Below are 21,745 nucleotides of genomic sequence, written 5' to 3'. Positions count from 1 at the left end.
GATGTCATCCTTGATCCAGAGAGTCAAACAAATTGCTGCAGGATTCGATGCAGAAACACTGCGATCCATTGAAATAGATCCATTACGGATTGAAGCAGGCGCGATTAACGAGGTTGCTCCCTATTTAAAGGAAAAACAATATGCCCAGGTTGTCATTGCCGCAGATTCCATCACGTATGAAATTGTAGGGAGAACACTGGAGGAAGCGATTACTGCGCTAGGCATTGCGGTTCAGGTAACGCTCATCAAGCCGAACCCACAAGGAGATGTCATTGCCGACGAAGCGTCGATCGTACAGCTATTGCTCGATATTCAGCTGAAGCAGGCACAGGTGGTCGTTGCGGCAGGCTCGGGAACGATCCATGATATTTCCCGTTATGCCGCGTATACCGCAGGTATTCCGTTCGTATCGGTACCGACCGCGCCTTCCGTTGACGGATTTAACTCGAAAGGCGCACCCATCATCCTTCGGGGCGAGAAGAAAACGATTGCGGCGATTGGTCCTGATGCCATATTCGCCGATTTGGAAATTTTGGCTCAAGCCCCTCCTGCGATGGTAGCCGCAGGCTTTGGCGATATGCTTGGCAAATTCACGTCTCTATTGGACTGGAGCTTTGGAGCGACAGAGGGCGGAGAGCCATATTCGGCTGAGGTTGCTGAGATTACACAAGTAGCATTGAATAAATGTGTCGACAATATTGAACGGATTGCTAGACGCGACCAGGAAGGCATTCGCATTTTAATAGAGGCGCTGATTGAATCGGGGCTAGCGATGCTGCTGTTCGGACAGTCGCATTCCGCATCGGGTGCGGAGCATCACCTCTCCCATTTCTGGGAAATGGAATATATCCGTCTTGGCAAGAGGCAGCTGCTGCACGGCGCCAAGGTTGGCGTAGCCTGTGCGGAAATATCGAAGCTGTATCATCGCCTCGCCGCAGAGGAGGCGGGTCTTGCTTTTACGGAAAAACCGGAGCAGCTCCGCATGGCGATTGCCGCGCTCCCGGATGAGACAACAATCAGGAACTGGCTCAGGGAAGTCGGCGGACCTTCGACCACCGAGGAGCTTGGTGTTGATGCAGAGCTGCTGATGCGCAGCTTGCAAGAAGCACATCAAGTGCGCCCGAACCGATACACGCTGCTGCGAGCATATAATTCGCTATAAAGGAATCAGCGTAAGGTTGCGCAGCCTTTGTATACACTCTAGAGCGATATACTGCGCTGGGTAACAGTAGAGCTGCTGCTTAACAACAACGATGTTGCGTAACAGTAACAATGCTGGGTAACAACAGCGATTCAAGTGAGAGACAAAAAAACTGGCTTCAAGGCGATATGCCTCGGAGACAGTTTTTTGATTTGACGCGAAGGATGATGGGGGACGTTGTCCTTTGATTTCATGCTGCATCGTTTATTGGAGAAAAATAGATCTGAAAAATAGACTTAAATTATTAAAAAACAAACAAATGGTATATATAGGTCTAAAAAGTAGATCTATTTAAGCTTTTTTAATGGAAATGGACCTCGAAATACGGTTTTGAAGAGGAATAGATCTAAAAAATAGACTTATTACGCTGAAATCAGGGGGAAAGTGGAAGATAGATCTATAAAGTAGATCTATTGATTATCGAAACCTAATCATGGGAGGCGAAACGAGTCCATGGTTCTGAAGAAACGCAGCGATCCAACGTGGAAATTTGTCATCCTTCAAAAAAAGCGGCTGACTAAAACATGAATTTTATGCGTTAGCCTGCCGCTATTGATGCTAATCTATTTTTTTAACTAGAAATTAAAGTTGTCTGGGTCCGGGCCAAAGCGTTGATCGCGATTAAGCGCATTGATTTGAGCCACTTCTTCTGGCGTGAGCGCGAAGTCGAAAATATCAGCATTTTCCTGCTGGCGTGCAGGAGTAACTGATTTTGGAATCGTAATGACTTCGTTTTGAAGATCCCAGCGCAGTACGACCTGTGCAGGCGTTTTGCCATATTTGGCGCCAATGTCGGCTAAAATAGCATGATCGAGATTGCCCTGCATAAGCGGGCTCCAGGCCATAAGCTGAATATTTCTGCTTTTGGCGAAGGAATGAAGCTCGTTTTGCGTGAGTAGGGGATGGTATTCTACTTGGTTGACCATTGGAACGAACTCCCCAGTTTCTATCACATCCCGAAGATGATGAATTTGGAAGTTGCTTACCCCGATGGCACGGACGTAGCCGTCACGGTATAGTTTCTCCAACGCACGCCATGTTTCGGTATATTTGTCTTTCACTGGCCAGTGAATAAGTAAAAGATCAACAACATCAATACCAAGCTTGCGGCGGCTGTCCTCGAAGGCAGTCAGTGTCGATTCATATCCTTGATGCGCGTTCCAAATTTTCGTTGTGACAAAAATCTCTTCACGGGCGATGCCGCTGTTGCGAATGCCGGCACCTACGCCCGTTTCATTATTGTATGCGGCTGCCGTATCGATGCTTCTGTAGCCAGCCTCAATTGCAGATGTTACTGTTCTTTCCGCTTCGCCGTCATCCTTGACTTTCCATACGCCAAGGCCGAGCCATGGCATCTTTACCCCATTGCTTAACGTCGTAGATTCTGTACGAGCAATTGTCATTGATTTATACCTCCATTTAAAATAATTAAAGGGACAATTCCAAAATCGCTTTGACATCCTCTTTCTCTAAACGCTTAAACGAGCCGATCGCTCCGTAACGTACCGCTTCCTCAGCCATACGGTCCAACTTGTCGTTGCCAATCTCAAAGTCAGCGAGACGGGACTCGGCGCCAATCCGCGTGAAGAAATCGCGTGTTGCTTGAATGCCTTCAAGAGCTACTTCTTTGTCGGATTTACCCTCCGGATTTACGCCCCAAACACGGGTAGCGTATTGTACGAAACGGTCGATCCGTTCCTCATGTACGTATTTCATCCAGTTTGGAAAAATAACAGCAAGGCCTGCGCCATGCGGGATATCATAGATGGCGCTCACTTCATGCTCAATGCCATGCGATGCCCAATCGTTAGCCATGCCTACGCTGATCATGCCGCCATTCAAAGCCATCGTTCCGGACCACATAAGGTTGGCGCGAGCGGCTGCGTCCTCAGGATTTTCAAGCGCGATTTCAACATTTTCAATAACCGTTTGCAAAATCGATTCACAGAAACGCTCCTGGAGCGGCGTGTTTTCTGTTAAGCTGAAATACTGTTCAAACACATGAGACATAATGTCTACGGCACCATTGACGGTATGATTGCGGGGCACCGTGTATGTGAGCGTTGGATCGAGTATAGAAAACTTGGGATACGTGTGCGAGCTGCCGAAAGCACGCTTGAGATTCTCTTCCCAATTCGTCACAACGGAGGAGCCGTTCATTTCGGAGCCTGTAGCCGCAAGCGTCAAAATCGTTCCAATCGGAAGCGCCTCTTGAATGGCCGCTTTGCCAGTAAAGAAATCCCAAACATCGCCTTCATAGGGAACGCCAGCTGCAATCGCTTTGGAAGCATCAATGACGCTGCCTCCGCCAACGGCAAGTATGAAATCTACTCCTTGTTCCCGGCAAATGGCAATGCCTTTATTTACCGTCGATAGACGCGGGTTTGGTTCAATATTGGGAAGCTCATGTACCGTAACTCCAGATTCTTGAAGAAGGCTAACGGTTTTATCGTACAAACCTGTTTTCTTTACGCTGCCTGAGCCATAAACCAGCAATACGGTTTTTCCATATTTTGAAGTTAAATTGCCTACTTGGCTGGCCGTTCCTTCACCAAAAACGATATGAGTCGGGTTTACGAATTGAAATGAGTTCATAGTGAACCTCCTGTTTGATGTTTAGATAACTTTTAAAGAAACTAAATACATATTTAGTTATGTATACGCGGTTTATTTTAGTTAAAACGGTTGGAAAAGTCAAGTTTACCTCAAATGAGGATTGAAAGGATAACTTTTTAGTTATATAATGAATGGCAGTCAGCTTGAGCAAAGGGGAAACGGTAATGGAAGTCGAAGTAAGCAGTCGCAATATGAAGTTTTTGGAGTGCTTTTCATCTGAAACAAGAGTGAAAATGATCGAGCTGCTCAGCGTGCAGCCGATGAATATAAAAAGCTTGTCCGAGGCGCTAGCTATAAAGTCTCCTATTGTCACAAGGCATATTCATATGATGGAGGGCGCAGGCATTGTGCGCTGCGAAAGCGTGCCAGGCAAACGCGGCATGCAAAAGTTATGCCATCTGCAAATTACGCAGGCGATGCTTCTATTTAAAACTGCAGCAGTCGCGGATGAAACGAAACGTTATGGCGTATCGCTGCCAGTCGGGCATTATTCTTCCTATCAGATCAAACCGACCTGCGGCCTGGCCTCCGATTCGCAGATGATTGGCATGTGCGATGATCCGCGCTATTTTGCCGATCCCGAGCATGTGAATGCCAAAGTATTATGGTTTGGCTCGGGTTTCGTAGAATACCGTATTCCAAACTATATGGTAAATAACGAGCGCCCGGAATCTTTGGAAATTTCGATGGAGATTTGCTCGGAAACGCCTTGCACTGTCAACCATTTGCCATCGGATATTACTTTTACGCTAAATGGCGTCGGGATCGGGACTTGGACGTATCCAGGCGACTTTGGCAGCACGCGTGGATTGTACACACCCGAATGGTGGCACAAAAATATTCAGCACGGCCTCATTAAGACCATCAGAGTCAATCGGCAAGGGTCATTTATTGATGGCATTCAAGTGTCGGGTGTAACGATTGATCAGCTCATGCTGGCCTATGACAAGGAGATTTTGTTTCGCATTTCGAGCAGCGCTACGGCCAAAAATTGCGGCGGCGTTACCTTGTTTGGCAAAGGCTTCGGCAACTATAATCAGGATATTGAAGTGACGCTGCGTTGCTTATAATTAGGAAAGAGTAATTCAGCGATACAAGGTGAAACAGCTGTTACCGTCCTCTGGTGGCGCAGCGCGTTTCATTCCGGAGAAATAGAAGCGAGTTCTATGTGTGAAACATATAAATTCTTATATTTCAAGCAAAAACGCCTACGGCGTCCTTTAGATGCTGAAGTAGCTTTGACGGTGAAATATAAGCCCTTTATAAGCTAACAAACATATACATCTTATATTTTAAAAAATGAACGAACCTCTATCGTCCTCTTGTTTCTGCTTTTAGCAGAGATTGGAGGACTATTTGGCGTTCTGGCGTGCGTGTTTTTCAATCTTGTTAACACATTTTAAATGTTGAGCGTCTTCTTTCTTTCTTTCTTTGTTTTTGTTTGTTTTGATTTTGGTGCCTAAATGGTACGTTAAGCTAAGACTAACGTAGGCGGCTTCACTAAAATGTAGTTTTGCACTATGCAGCCCCTATTATGATGAGGAGAAGTGCCTATCCTGTAGGTCATACAACATAGAACCGATGTTTTGACTCATTGGCCATAAGAATCGGGGATTCTCCTGCATACGTACAGGATAGGTGAAAAAAAAGAGGCGGGGAAAGCAAAGCTGCTGCGTTTGTGCAGGATAGACAGATTTAATGAATGCAGTGTTAATGCTAATAGGCAGATTTAATGAATGCAGTGTTAAAACTGATAGTCTGGTTCACTGAATTCTGAGATAAAACTGATAAGTAGTTTCAGTATTTGCAGGGATAAAGCTGAAGGTAAATTCAATGAATGCAGGGGTAAAACGGTTAGGTTTATTCATTGGATCACTTAAATGCAGTTGAAAGGTAGATTCAGTAGGATGTTGAGATAAAGCTGAAAGGCTTATTCATTATATGTAGATAAATGTGGTTATTGTCGGATTTAAGTTTTGGTCTGTTTGAATGGATTGGAATAGCCCGTAGACCTTAATGTTCATTTCCGTTTTTCTTTGAAATTTTTATATTCAAACAAAAACAAATATGATATGATCAATTCAAACAAATCCAAAACATCATTCGGAGGTATATCCATGGTACAGAGTTTATGGGAAAACGAAAAAGCATCACAGCTTGAAAGCGGACTAGCCGAGCTTGTCTACCGTTCCAACATCATCGGCGCAGATCGCCGGGTTTGCAATTACGGCGGCGGCAATACATCCAGCAAAACAACGGTAAAGGACTTCCGCGGCCGTGACGTTGAAGTTATGTATGTGAAAGGCAGCGGCTCCGATCTTGCATCGATGAAAGCAGGCAACTTCACAGGTCTTCGTATGGATGATATCCGTCCGTTGTTCGAACGCTCTGAAATGCCAGATGAGGAAATGGTTGCTTACCTCGTCAATTGCATGATCGATTCGAAGCACCCGCGCGCGTCCATTGAAACGCTGCTGCATGCTTTCCTTCCATTTAAACACGTGGATCATACTCACCCGGATTCCATCATCAGCCTATGTTGCGCAGATAACGGCAAAGCGCTTGCGAAAGAAATTTTCGGCGACCGCTTCGTATGGGTTCCTTATGTTCGTCCTGGCTTTAACCTATCCAAAATGATCGCGGAAGGCGTTCTTGCAAACCCGAATGCCGAGCTTGTGCTTATGGAAAAGCATGGCCTTGTCACTTGGGGCGAAACAAGCGAAGAGTGCTACGCTCAAACGATCAAAATCATTTCCGAAGCGGAAGCCTTCATCGAATCCCGCTTTGACGAGGCGTCGCTATTTGGCGGCGTAAAATACGAAGTGCTTGATGCCGATGCTCGCAGAAGCGTTGCGGCACAAGTCATGCCAACGATTCGCGGCTCAGTTAGCGATGCGAAGAAAATGATTTTGACGTTTGATGACGAGGCTGATGTTCTTGCATTCGTTAGCGGCCAAGATTCCCCGCAATTGTCACAGGTTGGCGCAGCTTGCCCGGATCACCTGGTTCACACGAAGGTTGTTCCATTATTTATCGACTGGACGCCGAATGCAGAGGATATCGATGGCTTGAAAGCGAAATTGTCTGAGGGCATCGCAGCTTATAAAGAGCAATATAAAGCCTATTTTGAGCGGAACAAAAACGAAGGCGACGTCATGTTTGAAGCAGCGCCGCGCGTGATTTTGATCCCGGGTATTGGCATGATCAATACAGGAAAAAGCTGGGCAATGGCGCAGGTTAGCGGTGCGCTTTACCACCGTGCGATCGCGGTTATGCGCGGCGCAACGGCGCTAGGTGATTTCGTATCGCTGAGCGAGAACGAATCGTATAACGTTGAATACTGGCCTCTTGAGCTTTACAAATTGTCGCTTGCTCCGGCTGAAACGGAATTCTCCCGCAAGGTTGCCTTTATTACGGGCGGCGCAGGCGGAATCGGAAGCGAAACGGCTCGCCGCCTCGTATCCGAAGGCGCGCATGTCGTGCTTGCTGACCTGAATCTCGAAGGCGCGCAAAAGGTTGCTGCCGAAATCAACGAGAAATACGGCGATCACCGCGCGACAGCAGTGAAAATGGATGTAACTAGCGAAGAGCAAGTTACGGCGGCTTACGCCGAAACGGCGCTTGCTTACGGCGGCGTGGACATTATCGTCAACAACGCGGGTCTTGCGACTTCGAGCCCGTTTGACGAAACTTCCCTTAAAGAGTGGAACCTGAACATGAACGTGCTTGGCACAGGCTACTTCCTAGTTGCGCGTGAAGCGTTCAAATTGATGAAACAGCAAAGCATTGGCGGCAACATGGTATTCATCGGTTCGAAAAACTCGGTATATGCAGGCAAAAATGCTTCCGCATACAGCGCGGCAAAAGCGCTTGAAGCACACTTGGCACGTTGTATTGCAGCAGAAGGCGGCGAATTCGGTATTCGTGTGAATACGATTTTGCCGGATGCGATCTTGCAGGGCTCGGCGATCTGGAACGGCAGCTGGCGCAATGAACGTGCGGCGGCTTACGGCATTGAGCCGGATCAACTGGAAGAATACTACCGCAAACGTACAACGCTGCTCGTTAACATTTATCCACGTGACATCGCAGAAGGCATTGCATTCTTCGCATCTTCGAAAGCGGACAAAACAACAGGCTGCATGCTGACTATTGACGGCGGCGTACCTGCTGCGTTCACGCGTTAGGAGGCTGATAGCGATATGTTTCAAGCGCGAGGAGAAAAGCATTGGTTCATTCCGGATGGCTTTATTCCGCCGGATAGCACGGGAGCTCTCACCAGCCATGAATCGGTATGCGTTCTGAACTGTTCCTCGGAAGATGCACTTATCCGTTTTACGATTTATTTTGAGGATCGCGAACCGCTAGAAGATATTTTGGTGGTCGTCAAAGGCAGACGCACGAAGCATATTCGCACCAGCTCTTTGATGAAGGAGGGGACGCCAATTCCAATTGGCGTTCCTTACGCCATCGAAGTGCATAGCGATATCCCGATTATCGTCCAATATAGCCGCCTCGATTCGACACAGGCAGAGAACACGCTGATGTCTACGATGGCTTTTCCAATGAAAAAATAATCACAAATGTGAAAGGGTGTTCAATATGTCCGACCGCGCATACGCGTTTTTTGAAGAACAACAGAAAGCAAGAGGCATTAATATAGATGAAGTGAAAGCTAGATTGAAAGCGCTCAAAATTGAGACGCCATCATGGGGCTACGGGGATTCAGGTACGCGCTTTAAAGTGTTCCAGAAGGAAGGCGTGCCTCGCAACCCGTTCGAGAAGGTTGAAGATGCGGCGCAAGTGCATAAGCTGACGGGGATTGCTCCTTCGGTAGCTATTCATATCCCATGGGATAAGGTTGAAGATTACGGCAAGCTGAGAAGCCATGCGGAAAGTCTTGGACTTACCATCGGCGCAGTGAACCCGAACCTGTTCCAGGACGAAGATTACATGCTGGGCAGCGTAACCAATTCCGATGCGGCGATCCGCCGTAAAGCGACGAACCATTTGCTCGAGTGCGTTGATATTGCGAAGGAAACGGGCTCGAACGAATTCAGCTTGTGGTTTGCAGACGGTACGAACTATCCGGGCCAAGGCCATATCCGCAAGCGTAAAGCTTGGATGCAGGAAGCACTAGCCGAAATGTACAGCGCTTTGACGCCTGATATGCGCTTGCTAATTGAATACAAATGTTTTGAGCCGGCATTCTATCATACCGATCTTGCTGATTGGGGAATGGCCTACAACCTCGCGCAAAAGCTCGGACCGCAAGCGGAAGTGCTTGTCGATACGGGTCACCATCTTCCTGGCGCGAACATTGAGCATATCGTTGCTTACTTGCTAGACGAGAAGCGTCTTGGCGGATTCCATTTTAACAGCCGTAAATACGCAGATGATGATCTTATTGTCGGCACGGTAAACCCTTACGAGCTGTTCTTGATTTTCTATCAAATTTTGAGTGCGGCTGGAGATTCGGATGCAGGCGTCCGTAAAAATGCTGAAAGCATCACGTATATGATTGACCAATCGCATAATATTGAGCAAAAAATTCCGGCTATGCTGCGTTCCGTCTTGAACGTACAGACCCAACTGGCGAAAGCGCTGTTGATCAACCATGACGAAGTAAACGAGGCTGCTGAGCGCCATGATGTACTAGGAGCGGAAGACGCGGTTCGCCGTGCTTTTGAATTCGACGTTACTCCTTTGCTGCATGCGATTCGCGAAGAGCAAGGCTTGCCGCATGATCCGATGAAAGCATACCTGAGCAGCAGCTACGGCAAAGACATATTGGTGAGAGGCAAGGGCGGTGCCAGCTGGTGACCATCCTCGCTTATGATCTTGGGGCGAGCAGCGGAAGAGCGCTGCTCGGCCGACTGAATAACGGCAAGATCGAGGTTGAAGAGCTGCACCGGTTCCCGAACGATCCGGTGCAGGTCGGCGATCGGCTGCATTGGGATATTTTGCGGCTGCTCCATGAGCTTAAGCAAGCGCTGCTCCAGGTGAAGCACCGCGGCATCGAGCTCGAAAGCATTGCAATTGACTCTTGGGCGGTTGACTTTGGCTTGATCGGCAGCAATGGCGAACTGCTTGGCAATCCCTATCATTATCGCGATCATCATACGAATGGCGTAATGGAGCAGGTTGTTGAAGCATTGTCTGCAACGGAAATCTTTGCGAAGACGGGCATTCAATTTTTGTCTTTTAATACGATTTACCAGCTAGCTGCCATGAAAAAAGCGGATTCACCTTTGCTGCGCGAAGCCAAGCATTTTCTGATGATTCCGGATTTGCTGCGCTATTACCTAACTGGCGAAATGTTTAATGAATTTTCCAACGCAACGACGACGCAGCTGTACAATCCGGTGACCGGAAGCTGGGATGATGAGCTTATTCGCGCCATCGGTATTTCGCCTGAGCTGTTCGGCAAGGTAGTTCAGCCAGGTACAAAGGTAGGCAGCCTGCGTGCTTCGGTTTGCGAAGAGCTGAATATTGAATCGGTGCCTGTTTATGCAGTGGCCGAGCATGATACAGGCTCTGCCGTAGCGGCAGTCCCGGCGCTTGATCGTTCCTTTGCGTATTTAAGCTGTGGCACTTGGTCGTTAATGGGTACTGAAGTGCAGGAACCGGTGATTAACGAACTTGCGCAGCAGTTGAACTTTACGAACGAAGGCGGAGCTTACGGTACCTACCGGTTGCTGAAAAACATTATGGGCCTGTGGGTTTTGCAGGAATGCAGACGTTCTTGGGAGCGTGCAGGAATTACGTACACCTTTCCCGAATTAGTTAAGCTGGCTAGTGAAGCAAAGCCGTTCGCAGCATTTATTGATCCGGATGATCCGTTGTTTTTGCATCCAGGCGATATGCCTGCGCGTATAACGGAATATTGTTTACGAACAGGCCAAACGGCTCCAACGGAAACTGGCGCGATTGTCCGCTGCATTTTGGAAAGCCTGGCATTGAAATACCGTTTCGTACTAGAGCTTACCGAGCAATTGTCCGGGCAAGCATTTGGCGGTCTTCATATGGTTGGCGGCGGCATTCAAAATACGCTGCTGTGCCAATGGACGGCGAACGCAATTGGTAAACCGGTATGGGCGGGTCCTGTGGAAGGCAGCGCGATTGGCAATATGATCGTTCAATGGATTGCAAGCGGCCAGCTTGCGGACATTTGGGAGGCGCGCAAGGTCATTCGGGATTCTTTTCCAGTGGACGTCTATGAGCCCCAGCAGCCTGAACAGTGGGAGAATGCATACGGTTCGTTTAAACAAAAGACAGGAATCGCGTAAGCGCGGATTCAAATATAAGTAAGAAAGAGGTACGCCATGCTGGTCCACGAACGATACGATAAAATTGTACAGCTAGTCAATGAGAGAGGCAGCATAAGGGTAACGGAGCTGAGCGATCTGTGTCTGGTGACTGAGGAAACCATTCGCCGCGACCTTGACCGCTTGGAGCAAGCCGGACGTTTGCGCCGCTCCCATGGCGGTGCAGTTAGCGTAAAGGATCAGCAGCCGGAAATTCCTTATTTCGAGCGGGAGATTACGCATGCGGAGGAGAAGCGGAGGATTGCGGAAGCAGCGGTCAAGCTTATTCAGCCGAAGGATCGCATTTTGCTCGATGCAAGCTCGACGGCATGGTATATGGCGGCAAGCATGCCAGATATTCCGTTGACGGTGCTGACGAACTCCATTAAAGTGGCTATGGAGCTGAGCAGTAAGGAGAAGATCGAGGTTATCTCGACCGGCGGCATTTTAGCCTCACGTTCCTTGTCCTATGTTGGACCGCTGGCAGAGCGATCGCTTGATGCATACCATGTAGACAAAGCATTTTTCTCCTGCAAGGGCGTTCATTTGGAACGCGGCATCAGCGAGTCGAATGAGCTGCAGGCACGCATTAAGCATAAAATGGTAGGCATGGCCGATCAGGTTATCCTGCTCGCCGATTCGAGTAAATTCGGCGTTCAGGCGTTTACGCATGTTGCGGATTTGAGCGCAGTCGATACGATTATTACCGACGGCCAATTATCGGCAGAGCTGCGGACGCAGCTGCAGGAGCGGCAAATCGGGGTTACAACGGTTTAGAAAGCATGGCGCTGGCTTCAGCAGAAGCGCAGCGCCGTTCTTTATGTTCATTGGCGGGTCAATCTCGAAAGCGTGCGTTAAGCGTATATGTGTTCTTACCGCGTGAAAAGTAACGTTGTTTTGAAGCTGTAAGCACTTATGCGTGCTTACAAATTTAATTTATCTTTTTCACCAAAGTTGTCTGACAACCTGATAAAATAGAGTTATACAAGACGGAAGGGGTGCGGGTATGAAGGTCTCATTATTTATTACTTGCTTGAGCGATGCGCTGTATCCGAGAGTCGGCGAGGCGATGGTACGCTTGCTGGCAAAGTATGGCGTCACATTGGAATTTCCGACGGTGCAAACCTGCTGCGGACAGCCTGCTTTCAACAGCGGTTATTGGAAGGAAGCGAGAGATTCAGCGAAAACGATTTTGGATGCTTTTGAGGATAGCGATTTCGTGATTTCCCCATCGGGCTCCTGCACAGGCATGATTCATCATTATCCGAAGCTGTTCGAGGATGATCCGGTTATGCTGAAACGCGCGAACCGATTGCAAAGCAAATCATTCGAGTTTACCCAGTTTATGGTGCAGGTACTTGGCGTAACGGATGTCGGCGCTTCGTTCCCCCATAAGGTAACTTACCATCCATCCTGCCATGGCAGCCGGATTCTTGGTGTGAAGGCAGAGCCGCTTGCGCTTATTCAGAACGTAAAGGGACTTGAGCTTGTACCGCTGCCGTTTGCGGAGGATTGTTGCGGATTTGGCGGGACATTTGCAGTGAAAATGGCGGATATCTCGGGTGCGATGGTAACGGAGAAGGTAGATCATGTGCTTGAGACGGAAGCCGAGGTACTGGTCGGTCTCGATATGGCTTGCCTGCTTAACATCGCCGGCAATCTGCGCTACCGCAATGAGCCTGTTCGCGTCATGCACTTGGCAGAGCTTCTATATGAAGGGGTGAAATAAGCATGGCTGGATCAAAGACGGAAGCTACCGTAAAAGCAAGGGCAGACCTTGCCCTCAACGATGAATTTTTGCGCAAAGCGGTTCGCTTTACGACGGAGCGGCTGCGCAACGGCAAGAAAAAAGCGACGGATGAGCACGGCAATTGGGAAGAATGGCGGGAGCGCGGCAAGCAAATTCGACTTCATACCATCGCGCATTTGGACTACTATTTGAACCTGTTCGTCAATAATGCCCGGGCAAACGGCGTCCATGTACATTTTGCAAATAATGCAGAAGAAGCTGTAGGACTGACGCTTGATATCGCTGAGCATGCCAATGCAAAGTCCGTCGTCAAATCCAAATCGATGGTGTCAGAGGAGCTGCATCTTAACCATGCGCTCGAATCCATTAACGTAGAAGCGGTTGAAACGGATCTGGGGGAATATATCATTCAGCTCGCTGGCGAGATGCCTTCCCATATCGTCATTCCTGCCATTCACAAAAACCGTTATCAAATCGCTGACCTGCTCTCCAAGGAAGCGGGCTACACGCTGCCACCCGATACGACAGCGCTTGCAGGTTTCGTCCGCAAGAAGCTCCGCGAGAAGTTCCTGGAGGCCGAGATCGGCATGACCGGCTGTAACTTTGCGATCGCAGAGACGGGTTCAATGGTGCTTTTCGAAAATGAAGGCAATGCTCGTATGGTCAGCACGGTGCCGAAGACGCAAATTACGCTAATGGGGATGGAACGGATTATTCCGTCTTGGTCCGATCTGGAGGTCATGGCGACGCTGCTGCCGCGCTCGGCAACCGGCCAGAAGCTGACGATGTATATGTCCGGCATTACCGGTCCAAGGCGTGACAAGGATGCGGATGGTCCCGATGAAATGCATATCATCATCATCGACAATGGGCGCTCACTGCAGCTTGGCGATCCTGAATTCCAAGAGCTGCTGAACTGCATCCGCTGCGGGGCTTGCTTGAACGCCTGCCCGGTTTATCGCCATATTGGCGGCCATGCTTACGGCAGTACGTACAGCGGTCCGATCGGAGCGGTACTTACGCCGTCCCTGAACAAAAACATCGCCGAGTGGGATGATATCGCTAACGCCTCCAGCTTATGCGGAGCATGTTATGAGGCTTGTCCTGTCAAAATACCGCTCCATGACATGCTCGTATATTTGCGCAGGCGCAAGGTGGAGAGCGGCAACGGCAGCAAAATCGAAGCGATCGGCATGCAGGGCTTTGCCACCGTTATGGGCAATTCTTCCCGTCTTGGAGGCGTGCTGCGGCTCGGTAAGCTGGGTCAGAAGCTGGTCGTGCGCAGCGGCGTCATAAAGACAAAGCTTGGGCCGCTCAAAGGTTGGAACACGTACCGCGTGACGCCTAGCTTGCCTAAGGAATCGTTCCGCGATCGTTGGGATACGCTCGACCAAGAGCTGAAGCAAGGGCTGAAGCAGATGGAGCCGTCCATGCAAAATCGCATGGAAGAGCTTGTGCGCAAACGCGAGCAGGATGAAAAGCAGGGCAAAGGAGGACATGGACATGGCTGATACGCATAAGCAGTGGCTAGAGAAGCTAGAAGCGAATTCTCGGACGAAGCAGGAGCAGTTCATGAATGATATAGCAGCCAAGCTCAGGCATCCCCGGATGTACGAGAAGCCGCAGCACCCGTTCCGCGGCGCGCCGGATTTCTGGAATACGTTCGAGTGGACGGAGGAGGAGCGGATTAAAGGATTTACGGAAAACTTCCTATCCGTTGGCGGTCATGTGGCAAGGCTTCAAACGATGGAGGATGTGAAAGCCTATATCGTGAATAAAGCAGAGGAAATGAGCGCCAAATATGTGGTTCGGCAAAATGAGCCCGAGCTGGCTGCGCTTGATCTCGAAGGCTCGCTGGCGGAATCACAAGTATCCGTTTGGAATACGGATGCAGATCAGTATTGGCGCGCGCGCGCGGCCGAAGCGGATTTTGGGATCGTCATGGCCGATCATGCGGTTGCATATACGGGTTCTGTAACGGTTTTGTCTTCCCCTGAAAAAGGGCGTTCCGTGAGCTTGCTGCCTACGGTGCTCATTATCATTATTCCGCTGGAGCGTTTGAAAACGAGGCTCGGCGAGGTGCTCGTGACGTTTGACGAGGCGGGTCGCGAGAAGCTGCCTGCGGGCATTCATTTTATATCTGGCCCGAGCCGCTCGTCCGATATTGAAAATGACTTGACGATCGGGGTGCATGGTCCCGGCATTGTGTATGCTCTGCTTGTGGGGTAAAATCCATATATCAGATGGAGATGTGAAGCGTGATGTTAAAAGTTGCTGCCGCCGCAGGGATGCGTCAGTCATTACGCTTGGGAGGTGACAGGCTGCTATGCCGTCATTAGAAGTAGAAAAGCTATCGAAACGCAATCATTATGAAGAAATTACGGAGCAGGTCAAACGGCTTATCGTCGATGGCAAGCTCAAGGTAGGCGACAAGCTGCCTTCGACAAAGGAGATGTCCGAGCAGTTTGGCGTAGGCCGCTCTACGACGCGAGAGGCGCTCAGCGCGCTGAAAGCGATGGGACTCATCGATATTCGGCAGGGAGGCGGCTGTCGCGTCATCCGCAGCGCTCCTGTCGACGTGGAGATTCCAGAGCTGGCCTCCCTAAGGATGAACCGGAATACGGTTCTCGAGCTGCTGGAAGCACGCGAGTCGTTAGAGGTGTCTAATGCAGCGATTGCAGCCGCCAAGCGGACGGAGCAGGATATCAGGCAGCTGGCCAATCTGATTGCGGAGATGAAGCGAACGGTTGGAGATGAGTCGGAGGGTGAGAGATTAGACCTCCAATTTCATCTGACGCTTGCTAAAGCGACCCATAACTCAATTATGGTTCATTTATTTGAATCGATTATGAATCATATTGAAACGGCGATTCACGATATTAGGCGGGTCGAGCTATATGCAAGCACAGCGGTGGCAGAACAGCTGTATACTGAGCACTCGGCCATCTTCGAAGCGATTTTGCAGCAGAATGCGGAGCTCGCAGCCGAGCGGATGAAGCAGCATTTGCAGCATATTGAGAGCATTGTGCGCAAGCATTTGGGTGAGAGCTAAAAACCAAACGGCCGCCTGCATCATCATGATGCAGGCGGCCGTTTGGTTTATTGTTTATTCATTAGTCAATTGTAGCAAGGTATTTTTTAATGAATGCCTTCGCTTTTTCCGGGTTTTTGCTGTCCGGCCGAATGCCGACAATCATGCTCTCTTTGTAAAGCGGCAATTGGTCGGCAAGCGCACTGTTTGTCAAGTCAATGCCGTAAACATGCTCTGCCGTATCCTCGTCGGTTTTAAGCGTTTTGGCAAGTCCGCTTTTCAACAGTGGCTTCAAGTCTCCGTTTACATCGTCATCGAGGTTGATCAAAACGCCCTGTGCGCCGACCCACTCGAAAATATTTTTATCCATGACGTAAACATCGGGATGCTCGGTAGCAAGAATCAGAACCGCCTTCTGCATGTAAGCGTACTGAGACTGCTGATCAGCAGGAACGAAGGTCAGCGTAGTAACGAATCTCTGCCATTCCGGAAACGCTGTCAAAAGCGCATTTTCAAGAGGTTCTTCTTTTGGAGCATCATCCTTTAGCATGTAATTGCCCATAAAGGAGACGTTCAAATCGACAGGCGGCAGGTTAGCCAGCCTTTCCTGCTCTTCGCGGTAATTCATGAAGCTGATGACCCCGTAGATGATAAGTGCGACTGCTGCAATAGCGCCAAGCGTATGAAATTTGTAATAACGCCAGAAATGATCCATCTTCTGGGCTTGTCCAGCCATTTTCTTGTATTTTCCATATTCCTGTTCATTGAAGGCGTCCGTCAGCTTGCGATCCTCATACTCGAGAATCAGCCGGTACGCTTGCGTAATTTTCGCGAAAGAATCCTCCGCATCCGCTGTGCCTTCCTTTTGCTGCTGCGTTCTTGAGCGGGCTTGGCGCATCAGTGTTGTATAGCGTTTCTCTACTTCCTCTTTGGCCGCAAGCTCCGGCAGACCCATCGTTTGATAGGCTTGTTTCAATTCTTCCACCTGTGTCACCTCAATTAGTAAATAGCTCCTGAATGATTCCTATCTATAAGTATACGGAATTCCGCAGGTAACGCAAACTTTGCCGCCAATCTACACCTATTTGTCATATCCTGGAACACGCTGCCACTTCTTCCGGTAGACAAGCGGGGTATGCTCGACGCGATCCTTGAATAAGGAAATAAAATGGCTTACATTTTCGATTCCGACGGATAAGGCAATTTCAGCAACGGGCATGTCGGAATATTTGAGCAACTCCTTCGCCTGGGTGATTCGGGTATTAATGAGATACTCGTTCGGGGAGAAACCCGTATATCGCTTAAACTGCTTCGCCAAATGGTACTTGCTGACGGCATGCTGCCGTGCGAGCTGCTCAAGCGTCAGCTTCTGCGGGTACTGCTCATCCATAAGCAGTGCGATCTCGCCAATATAGCTCGGAATCTCGGAAGCGGGCAGCTCCAGCTCATGCGCGGCCAGCGATAGCTCCGTAAGCAGCTCCACAAGCAGCTTGGAGCCGACTAGCTCCGTGCGGTAGCTCTTGCGCTTGTGAAGCTCCAGCAGCTGGCGCAGCGTGCCAGGGATGGGTGTATCTTGCTGCAGGGTGAGCACAACATCCACTTGGCCTGCGAATAGCTCGTAATAGGCGCGTACAGCAGCGCCGTTGAAGTGCACCCATAACATTTCCCACGGCTTGCTCGGCTCAGGTTGGTAATATTGATAGTTCATGCAGTCGATGAAAAACAGCTGCTGCGGCTGAAGCGCATAGGTCTCGTTTCCGTAGATCAGCTTGCCAGTCCCAGCGACGGTGTAGACAGCAAGGAAGGAATCGAGCTGCTCCCGCTCCGTAAAATAATGATTCAGCGTCTCGAAATGACCGATTTCCTGAACATAGAACAGGGAGGTCTTCGCAAAGGCGGACGGAGTAGCGACGAGCCGAATCGAGTTTTCCGTCCAGGCATGGGAGGCGCGTTCATGGTATGCGCTCATAGAAGGCAAACACCTCGCAAGATTGTGTTATTTTTGACCAAGATTATTGGATGTTCTTTGGAATGAAAGCCATTACAATGAAATCATAAATATATTATTTCATACTTTGATGAGGTGGTAAAGATGGCTGGATTACAAGCGATTAAACCAAGCAAGCGACCACGAATCGGTCTTTATTCGGTAGGTCTACGCGCATACTGGGATCAATTTCCTGGACTTCGTGAACGTCTGATGGCATACGGGCAATTCATTGAAAACCGCATGTCGCAGTGGGGAGACGTATTTAACTACGGGCTAGTCGATACGGAGGGTGAAGGGCGCAAGGCAGGAGAATGGCTGAATGAGCAAAATGTCGATCTCGTATTTTGCCACACGGCAACCTATTCCACAAGCTCTACGGTACTGCCCGTTCATCAAATCAACAAGGCGCCAGTGGTGTTCCTCAACCTGCAGCCGACCGAACGGATCAACTATGAGCAAACGACAACAGGGGAATGGCTGGCACATTGCGGGGCTTGTCCGGTTCCAGAATTTGCTAACTCGTTCAACCGGGCGGGGATCTCGTTCCGAGTTGTGAATGGCCTGCTTGGTCTTGATTATACGCCTGAGATTTCACTGACGAATGAGAAGACCAATGAGCGCAAGGAAGCGCTTCGCGCCTGGCGTGAGATTGAACAGTGGGTAAGAGCGGCAGGTGTTCCACGTACGCTCCAGCACAGCCGCTTCGGCTTTCTTGGCAACACTTACAGCGGCATGCTCGACATGTACAGCGACTTTACGATGATTCAGGCACAAACGGGCGTTCATATTGAGGTGCTGGAGATGTGCGATCTGGACCGTTTGCTGCGGGATGTGACTGAGCAGGAGGTGAAGGCCAAGCTGGAGGAAGTGAATCGGATGTTCCAGATCAGTGGGGATTCGCCTTCCGATCCAATTGCCCGTAGGCCAACAGATGAGCAGCTAGAATGGTCCTGCAAGGTGGCAGCGGCGCAAGAAAAGCTCGTAAGGGAGTATGATCTGGACGCGCTGACGTATTATTATCACGGGGCGCCGGGGGGACAATACGAGAAGCTGCAGGCAGGCTTTATTGTAGGGCATTCGCTGCTCACCTCACGCGGCATCCCTTGCTCGGGCGAAGGTGATTTGAAAACAGCAATTGCGATGAAAATATGCGATATTCTCGGTACGGGCGGCAGCTTCTCCGAAATTGTCGTGGTCGATTATGTAGACGAGACGATATTGCTCGGACATGACGGGCCTTTCCACATAGCGATATCGGAAGGACAGCCGATTTTGCGCGGAATGGGGCTCTACCACGGCAAGCAAGGAACAGGCGTATCCGTTGAAGCCAAGGTTCGCACAGGAGCAGTCACGACGCTTAATATAACACAAACCGGAGATGGCCGGCTGAAGCTGATTTCCAGCGAAGGGGAATCTACAAACGGACCGATCATGCGAATTGGCAATACGCAAACGCCTGTAAAATTCCGCAGTCACCCTGATGATTATATGACCGCATGGTTCGCAGAGGCGCCTACCCATCATTGCGCGATGTCAATCGGCCATAACGCCGCGCTGTTCGAAAAGGTTGGCGAACTGCTGCAGGTGAAGCACGTCACGCTCTAACGGGTGAAGAAAGCTGCAACTGGTCTGATTTTTAAACAAAGTAATCGAATTATTGATTTCTTAACGCGACGTGATTTGATATGCTATTCCTATGACAATCATGGTGTAGGATGGTGCTGGTATGGCTACTTCATTTAAATTCGATTTTGGAATCGGCAGCGCGCCGGCTTCCTCATATATCCAAGTGCTCCCCACGACGCTGTACAGCGAGGTGCTGGGATACGGATTCGAGTCTGCTGAGCGCGCCAGCTCCCGCAACCGAGACGAGTCGGATCGCCTGCGCAGCGCATTCTGCATTCCTCTAGAAGCGGTGTTTGCGGTTGATCTGCCGAATGGCTTATACACAATAACCGCAACGATTGGAGATGCAATTGCACCGACCTGCACTTCATTAAAGTATGGTGTAGGTCGGATCGTACTTCATAAGGCAATGACTTCCGCAGGACAATATGCAGTGCACAGCTTCACGGTCAAGGTGACAGACGGACGACTGCGGCTTGCCTTCTCGGGCATTGCGCCACGCATAAACGCACTTTGCATCGATGAGGCGAAGCAGGCGACGACGATTTATCTGGCGGGCGATTCCACCGTAACGGATCAGGACACGTTCCCCTATGCCGGATGGGGACAAATGCTGCCGCTCTATTTTAAAACCGATGTGGCGATCGACAACCACGCCATGTCGGGCAGAAGCTCGAAGAGCTTCATCGACGAGGGCAGGCTAGCTGCCATTCTGGAGCAAATCAAGTCAGGCGATTATTTGTGGATCCAGTTCGGACACAATGATGAGAAGCCGGACGCGGAACGAGCGACGGAGCCCTTCGGCAGCTACAAGGAAATGCTGGCTGTCTATGTAGAGGAAGCCCGCGCACGCGGGGCAAGGCCGGTGCTTATTACGCCAATGCATCGGCGCAAATTTGACGAGCATGGCCGGATCATCGATACGCATGGCGATTACCTGCTAGGAATGAAGGAACTGGCATCAGAGCTGGATGTGCCCCTCATTGACTTGGCTGCGAAGAGCAAGACGCTTTATGAGGAGCTGGGCGACGAGCCCTCGAAGGCTTTGTTTATGTGGGCGTATCCCGGCGAGTTTATTCATTTTCCTGAAGGTGCTAAGGACGATACCCATTTTCAAGAGCATGGCGGCATCGTTATCGCAGGTTTAGTAGCGGATGGTGTGCGCGAGCTAGGGTTATCTCCGCTATCTCTTTACTTGAAAGCATAATAAATGCTAGCATCAGTTGGATATGGAAGAATATGACGCGCTCGAGAGAGGAAGGCCAGCCTGAAAGCAGGGCTGGCCTTTTCAGCCTTTTTTTCCTTTGTAAATATTTTTTACCGCTATGTGATAGGATGCCTGCCAAATGCGTGCATATGTAGCCAAGGGTGACGATAAGCAGCTGCATTTGTAGGGGCGTCCACCCCTTTTGCAAAAGAACTCTCGATTCTATCGTCCATATGGACTACAATAGCTAACATAACCAGGCAGTAAAAGAGAGGAACCAATCATGTTTGATCCCACCGTTTTTGAAAATTTAAAGGTAGCTTTTGAAAATCGTCTTTACGATCTGGACACGCTGGATCGAAAGATTGATATAACGAACCGGATTGACCGCTTGGATATGGCCGTCATGTCACGCGAGTTTGCGCTGCAGTTCAAGCTGACGGAACGCCCTGAGGTTTCCGCTGAGATTCAGTTGACGGCATCCCTTAAGGAGCTGGCAGCAGAAATATTGGAGCTAAAGGGAGAAACGCCTGCTTGCGCTCTCCGGCTCCGGTTCCATATGCAGGTTCGGAATATTGACGAGCAGTGCCGAGAGGTGGAGCAAATAATGAAGCGGATATGGGAGCCGGAGCTCGCACCGACGCAAACGATCAGTTATCTGTTTGGCGCAGACGAGCTGATCTTCTCTAATGTCATAGAGCTGAACTTCAACCGCAAAATAAGCGAGGAGCAAATGGATGACATTCCAGATTTGGTCAAGCATATGCTCCAGACGCTGAAGAAACTGGGAGAGCTTACAACCTAAGTTCTCGCTGAAGAATACGTTCGATAGGCACTCTAGCCGTCAAATTCTGTCTGTTCCCATTCAGCCGGAGCTATGCTATAGTACAGGAGAATAAACAACTAAAGAAGAAATTCCGGAGCCCTGCCGTAAGGCGGAACGGGCAGCCGGGAGAGGTTCGCGAACTCCCTCTATAAAAAACTATGCAAAACGATTGTCCCGTCAGGTGACAGCGT

The 21,745-nt window shown here is 49.7% G+C and carries 18 protein-coding genes and 1 riboswitch; of the genes, 14 read left to right on the top strand and 4 right to left on the bottom strand.

Annotation, left to right across the window (positions count from 1 at the left end):
- Position 1 precedes the first annotated feature (1 nt).
- Positions 2 to 1,162, top strand: coding sequence for a sn-glycerol-1-phosphate dehydrogenase (locus E0496_RS33295; RefSeq protein ID WP_141506210.1), 1,161 nt, complete (start codon positions 2 to 4; stop codon positions 1,160 to 1,162).
- A gap of 614 nt (positions 1,163 to 1,776) precedes the next feature.
- On the opposite strand, the gene E0496_RS33290 is transcribed toward E0496_RS33295, so the two are convergent.
- Both E0496_RS33290 and E0496_RS33285 read right to left on the bottom strand, forming a co-directional pair.
- Positions 1,777 to 2,604: an aldo/keto reductase gene (locus E0496_RS33290; protein ID WP_141506209.1), complete on the bottom strand. Its 828-nt coding sequence runs from the start codon at positions 2,602 to 2,604 to the stop codon at positions 1,777 to 1,779.
- 25 nt (positions 2,605 to 2,629) lie between these two features.
- Positions 2,630 to 3,796, bottom strand: a complete 1,167-nt coding sequence (locus E0496_RS33285; protein WP_141506208.1) for an iron-containing alcohol dehydrogenase — start codon at positions 3,794 to 3,796, stop codon at positions 2,630 to 2,632.
- A 152-nt stretch (positions 3,797 to 3,948) separates the two neighbouring features.
- On the opposite strand from E0496_RS33285, the gene E0496_RS33280 reads away from it, so the two are divergent.
- The 10 genes from E0496_RS33280 to E0496_RS33235 all read left to right on the top strand — a co-directional run bounded on the left by E0496_RS33280 (position 3,949) and on the right by E0496_RS33235 (position 15,926).
- Positions 3,949 to 4,887 (top strand): ArsR/SmtB family transcription factor, encoded by a 939-nt coding sequence (locus E0496_RS33280; RefSeq protein WP_241675076.1) that lies wholly within the window; start codon positions 3,949 to 3,951, stop codon positions 4,885 to 4,887.
- A gap of 1,047 nt (positions 4,888 to 5,934) precedes the next feature.
- Positions 5,935 to 8,004 carry a bifunctional aldolase/short-chain dehydrogenase gene (locus E0496_RS33275; protein ID WP_141506206.1) on the top strand — a complete coding sequence of 690 codons (2,070 nt, stop codon included), beginning with the start codon at positions 5,935 to 5,937 and terminating at the stop codon, positions 8,002 to 8,004.
- 15 nt (positions 8,005 to 8,019) lie between these two features.
- The gene (locus E0496_RS33270) at positions 8,020 to 8,394 is read left to right on the top strand and encodes a sensory rhodopsin transducer (RefSeq protein ID WP_141506205.1); all 375 of its coding nucleotides are present in this window, start codon (positions 8,020 to 8,022) and stop codon (positions 8,392 to 8,394) included.
- Positions 8,395 to 8,419: 25 nt separating this feature from the next.
- On the top strand, positions 8,420 to 9,640 hold the full coding sequence (rhaI, locus tag E0496_RS33265) for an L-rhamnose isomerase (RefSeq protein WP_141506204.1): 1,221 nt from the start codon (positions 8,420 to 8,422) through the stop codon (positions 9,638 to 9,640).
- Positions 9,637 to 11,106: a rhamnulokinase gene (locus tag E0496_RS33260; protein ID WP_141506203.1), complete on the top strand. Its 1,470-nt coding sequence runs from the start codon at positions 9,637 to 9,639 to the stop codon at positions 11,104 to 11,106. Before rhaI ends, E0496_RS33260 begins: the two co-directional genes overlap by 4 nt.
- 36 nt (positions 11,107 to 11,142) lie before the next feature.
- Positions 11,143 to 11,901 (top strand): DeoR/GlpR family DNA-binding transcription regulator, encoded by a 759-nt coding sequence (locus E0496_RS33255; RefSeq protein ID WP_141506202.1) that lies wholly within the window; start codon positions 11,143 to 11,145, stop codon positions 11,899 to 11,901.
- Between the two features lie 229 nt (positions 11,902 to 12,130).
- Positions 12,131 to 12,853: a (Fe-S)-binding protein gene (locus E0496_RS33250; protein WP_139992485.1), complete on the top strand. Its 723-nt coding sequence runs from the start codon at positions 12,131 to 12,133 to the stop codon at positions 12,851 to 12,853.
- Positions 12,854 to 12,855: 2 nt separating this feature from the next.
- On the top strand, positions 12,856 to 14,385 hold the full coding sequence (locus tag E0496_RS33245; protein WP_139992483.1) for a LutB/LldF family L-lactate oxidation iron-sulfur protein: 1,530 nt from the start codon (positions 12,856 to 12,858) through the stop codon (positions 14,383 to 14,385).
- Positions 14,378 to 15,103, top strand: a complete 726-nt coding sequence (locus tag E0496_RS33240; RefSeq protein ID WP_141506201.1) for a LutC/YkgG family protein — start codon at positions 14,378 to 14,380, stop codon at positions 15,101 to 15,103. Before E0496_RS33245 ends, E0496_RS33240 begins: the two co-directional genes overlap by 8 nt.
- A gap of 97 nt (positions 15,104 to 15,200) precedes the next feature.
- Positions 15,201 to 15,926 carry a FadR/GntR family transcriptional regulator gene (locus E0496_RS33235; protein ID WP_139992479.1) on the top strand — a complete coding sequence of 242 codons (726 nt, stop codon included), beginning with the start codon at positions 15,201 to 15,203 and terminating at the stop codon, positions 15,924 to 15,926.
- Between the two features lie 61 nt (positions 15,927 to 15,987).
- Here E0496_RS33235 and E0496_RS33230 read toward each other — a convergent pair whose 3' ends face one another.
- Positions 15,988 to 16,890, bottom strand: coding sequence for a J domain-containing protein (locus E0496_RS33230; protein WP_141506200.1), 903 nt, complete (start codon positions 16,888 to 16,890; stop codon positions 15,988 to 15,990).
- 96 nt (positions 16,891 to 16,986) lie between these two features.
- Entirely contained in the window at positions 16,987 to 17,874 is an 888-nt protein-coding gene (locus E0496_RS33225; RefSeq protein WP_141506199.1) for an AraC family transcriptional regulator, read from the bottom strand.
- A 123-nt stretch (positions 17,875 to 17,997) separates the two neighbouring features.
- On the opposite strand from E0496_RS33225, the gene E0496_RS33220 reads away from it, so the two are divergent.
- The 3 genes from E0496_RS33220 (at position 17,998) to E0496_RS33210 (ending at position 21,533) form a co-directional block, all read left to right on the top strand.
- On the top strand, positions 17,998 to 19,500 hold the full coding sequence (locus E0496_RS33220) for an L-fucose/L-arabinose isomerase family protein (protein WP_141506198.1): 1,503 nt from the start codon (positions 17,998 to 18,000) through the stop codon (positions 19,498 to 19,500).
- 121 nt (positions 19,501 to 19,621) lie between these two features.
- On the top strand, positions 19,622 to 20,728 hold the full coding sequence (locus E0496_RS33215) for a rhamnogalacturonan acetylesterase (RefSeq protein ID WP_141506197.1): 1,107 nt from the start codon (positions 19,622 to 19,624) through the stop codon (positions 20,726 to 20,728).
- Between the two features lie 283 nt (positions 20,729 to 21,011).
- On the top strand, positions 21,012 to 21,533 hold the full coding sequence (locus tag E0496_RS33210) for a hypothetical protein (protein ID WP_141506196.1): 522 nt from the start codon (positions 21,012 to 21,014) through the stop codon (positions 21,531 to 21,533).
- Between the two features lie 143 nt (positions 21,534 to 21,676).
- A riboswitch (PreQ1 riboswitch) is annotated at positions 21,677 to 21,720 on the top strand.
- Positions 21,721 to 21,745 lie beyond the last annotated feature (25 nt).

This window comes from Paenibacillus luteus (assembly GCF_006542765.1).
Taxonomy (GTDB): domain Bacteria; phylum Bacillota; class Bacilli; order Paenibacillales; family Paenibacillaceae; genus Pristimantibacillus; species Pristimantibacillus luteus.
Note: the sequence above shows the minus strand (reverse complement) of the source record. Positions and strands in the feature narration are given on the sequence as shown.

Bases quoted from the DNA above. Each gene is read 5' to 3' on its own strand.
- E0496_RS33255 (WP_141506202.1), top strand. From the start codon at position 11,143: ATGCTGGTCCACGAACGATACGATAAAATTGTACAGCTAGTCAATGAG.
- rhaI (WP_141506204.1), top strand. From the start codon at position 8,420: ATGTCCGACCGCGCATACGCGTTTTTTGAAGAACAACAGAAAGCAAGA.
- E0496_RS33245 (WP_139992483.1), top strand. From the start codon at position 12,856: ATGGCTGGATCAAAGACGGAAGCTACCGTAAAAGCAAGGGCAGACCTT.
- E0496_RS33285 (WP_141506208.1), bottom strand. From the start codon at position 3,796: ATGAACTCATTTCAATTCGTAAACCCGACTCATATCGTTTTTGGTGAA.
- E0496_RS33225 (WP_141506199.1), bottom strand. From the start codon at position 17,874: ATGAGCGCATACCATGAACGCGCCTCCCATGCCTGGACGGAAAACTCG.
- E0496_RS33280 (WP_241675076.1), top strand. From the start codon at position 3,949: ATGGCAGTCAGCTTGAGCAAAGGGGAAACGGTAATGGAAGTCGAAGTA.
- E0496_RS33290 (WP_141506209.1), bottom strand. From the start codon at position 2,604: ATGACAATTGCTCGTACAGAATCTACGACGTTAAGCAATGGGGTAAAG.
- E0496_RS33220 (WP_141506198.1), top strand. From the start codon at position 17,998: ATGGCTGGATTACAAGCGATTAAACCAAGCAAGCGACCACGAATCGGT.
- E0496_RS33250 (WP_139992485.1), top strand. From the start codon at position 12,131: ATGAAGGTCTCATTATTTATTACTTGCTTGAGCGATGCGCTGTATCCG.
- E0496_RS33275 (WP_141506206.1), top strand. From the start codon at position 5,935: ATGGTACAGAGTTTATGGGAAAACGAAAAAGCATCACAGCTTGAAAGC.
- E0496_RS33210 (WP_141506196.1), top strand. From the start codon at position 21,012: ATGTTTGATCCCACCGTTTTTGAAAATTTAAAGGTAGCTTTTGAAAAT.
- E0496_RS33215 (WP_141506197.1), top strand. From the start codon at position 19,622: ATGGCTACTTCATTTAAATTCGATTTTGGAATCGGCAGCGCGCCGGCT.
- E0496_RS33240 (WP_141506201.1), top strand. From the start codon at position 14,378: ATGGCTGATACGCATAAGCAGTGGCTAGAGAAGCTAGAAGCGAATTCT.
- E0496_RS33235 (WP_139992479.1), top strand. From the start codon at position 15,201: ATGCCGTCATTAGAAGTAGAAAAGCTATCGAAACGCAATCATTATGAA.
- E0496_RS33295 (WP_141506210.1), top strand. From the start codon at position 2: ATGTCATCCTTGATCCAGAGAGTCAAACAAATTGCTGCAGGATTCGAT.
- E0496_RS33270 (WP_141506205.1), top strand. From the start codon at position 8,020: ATGTTTCAAGCGCGAGGAGAAAAGCATTGGTTCATTCCGGATGGCTTT.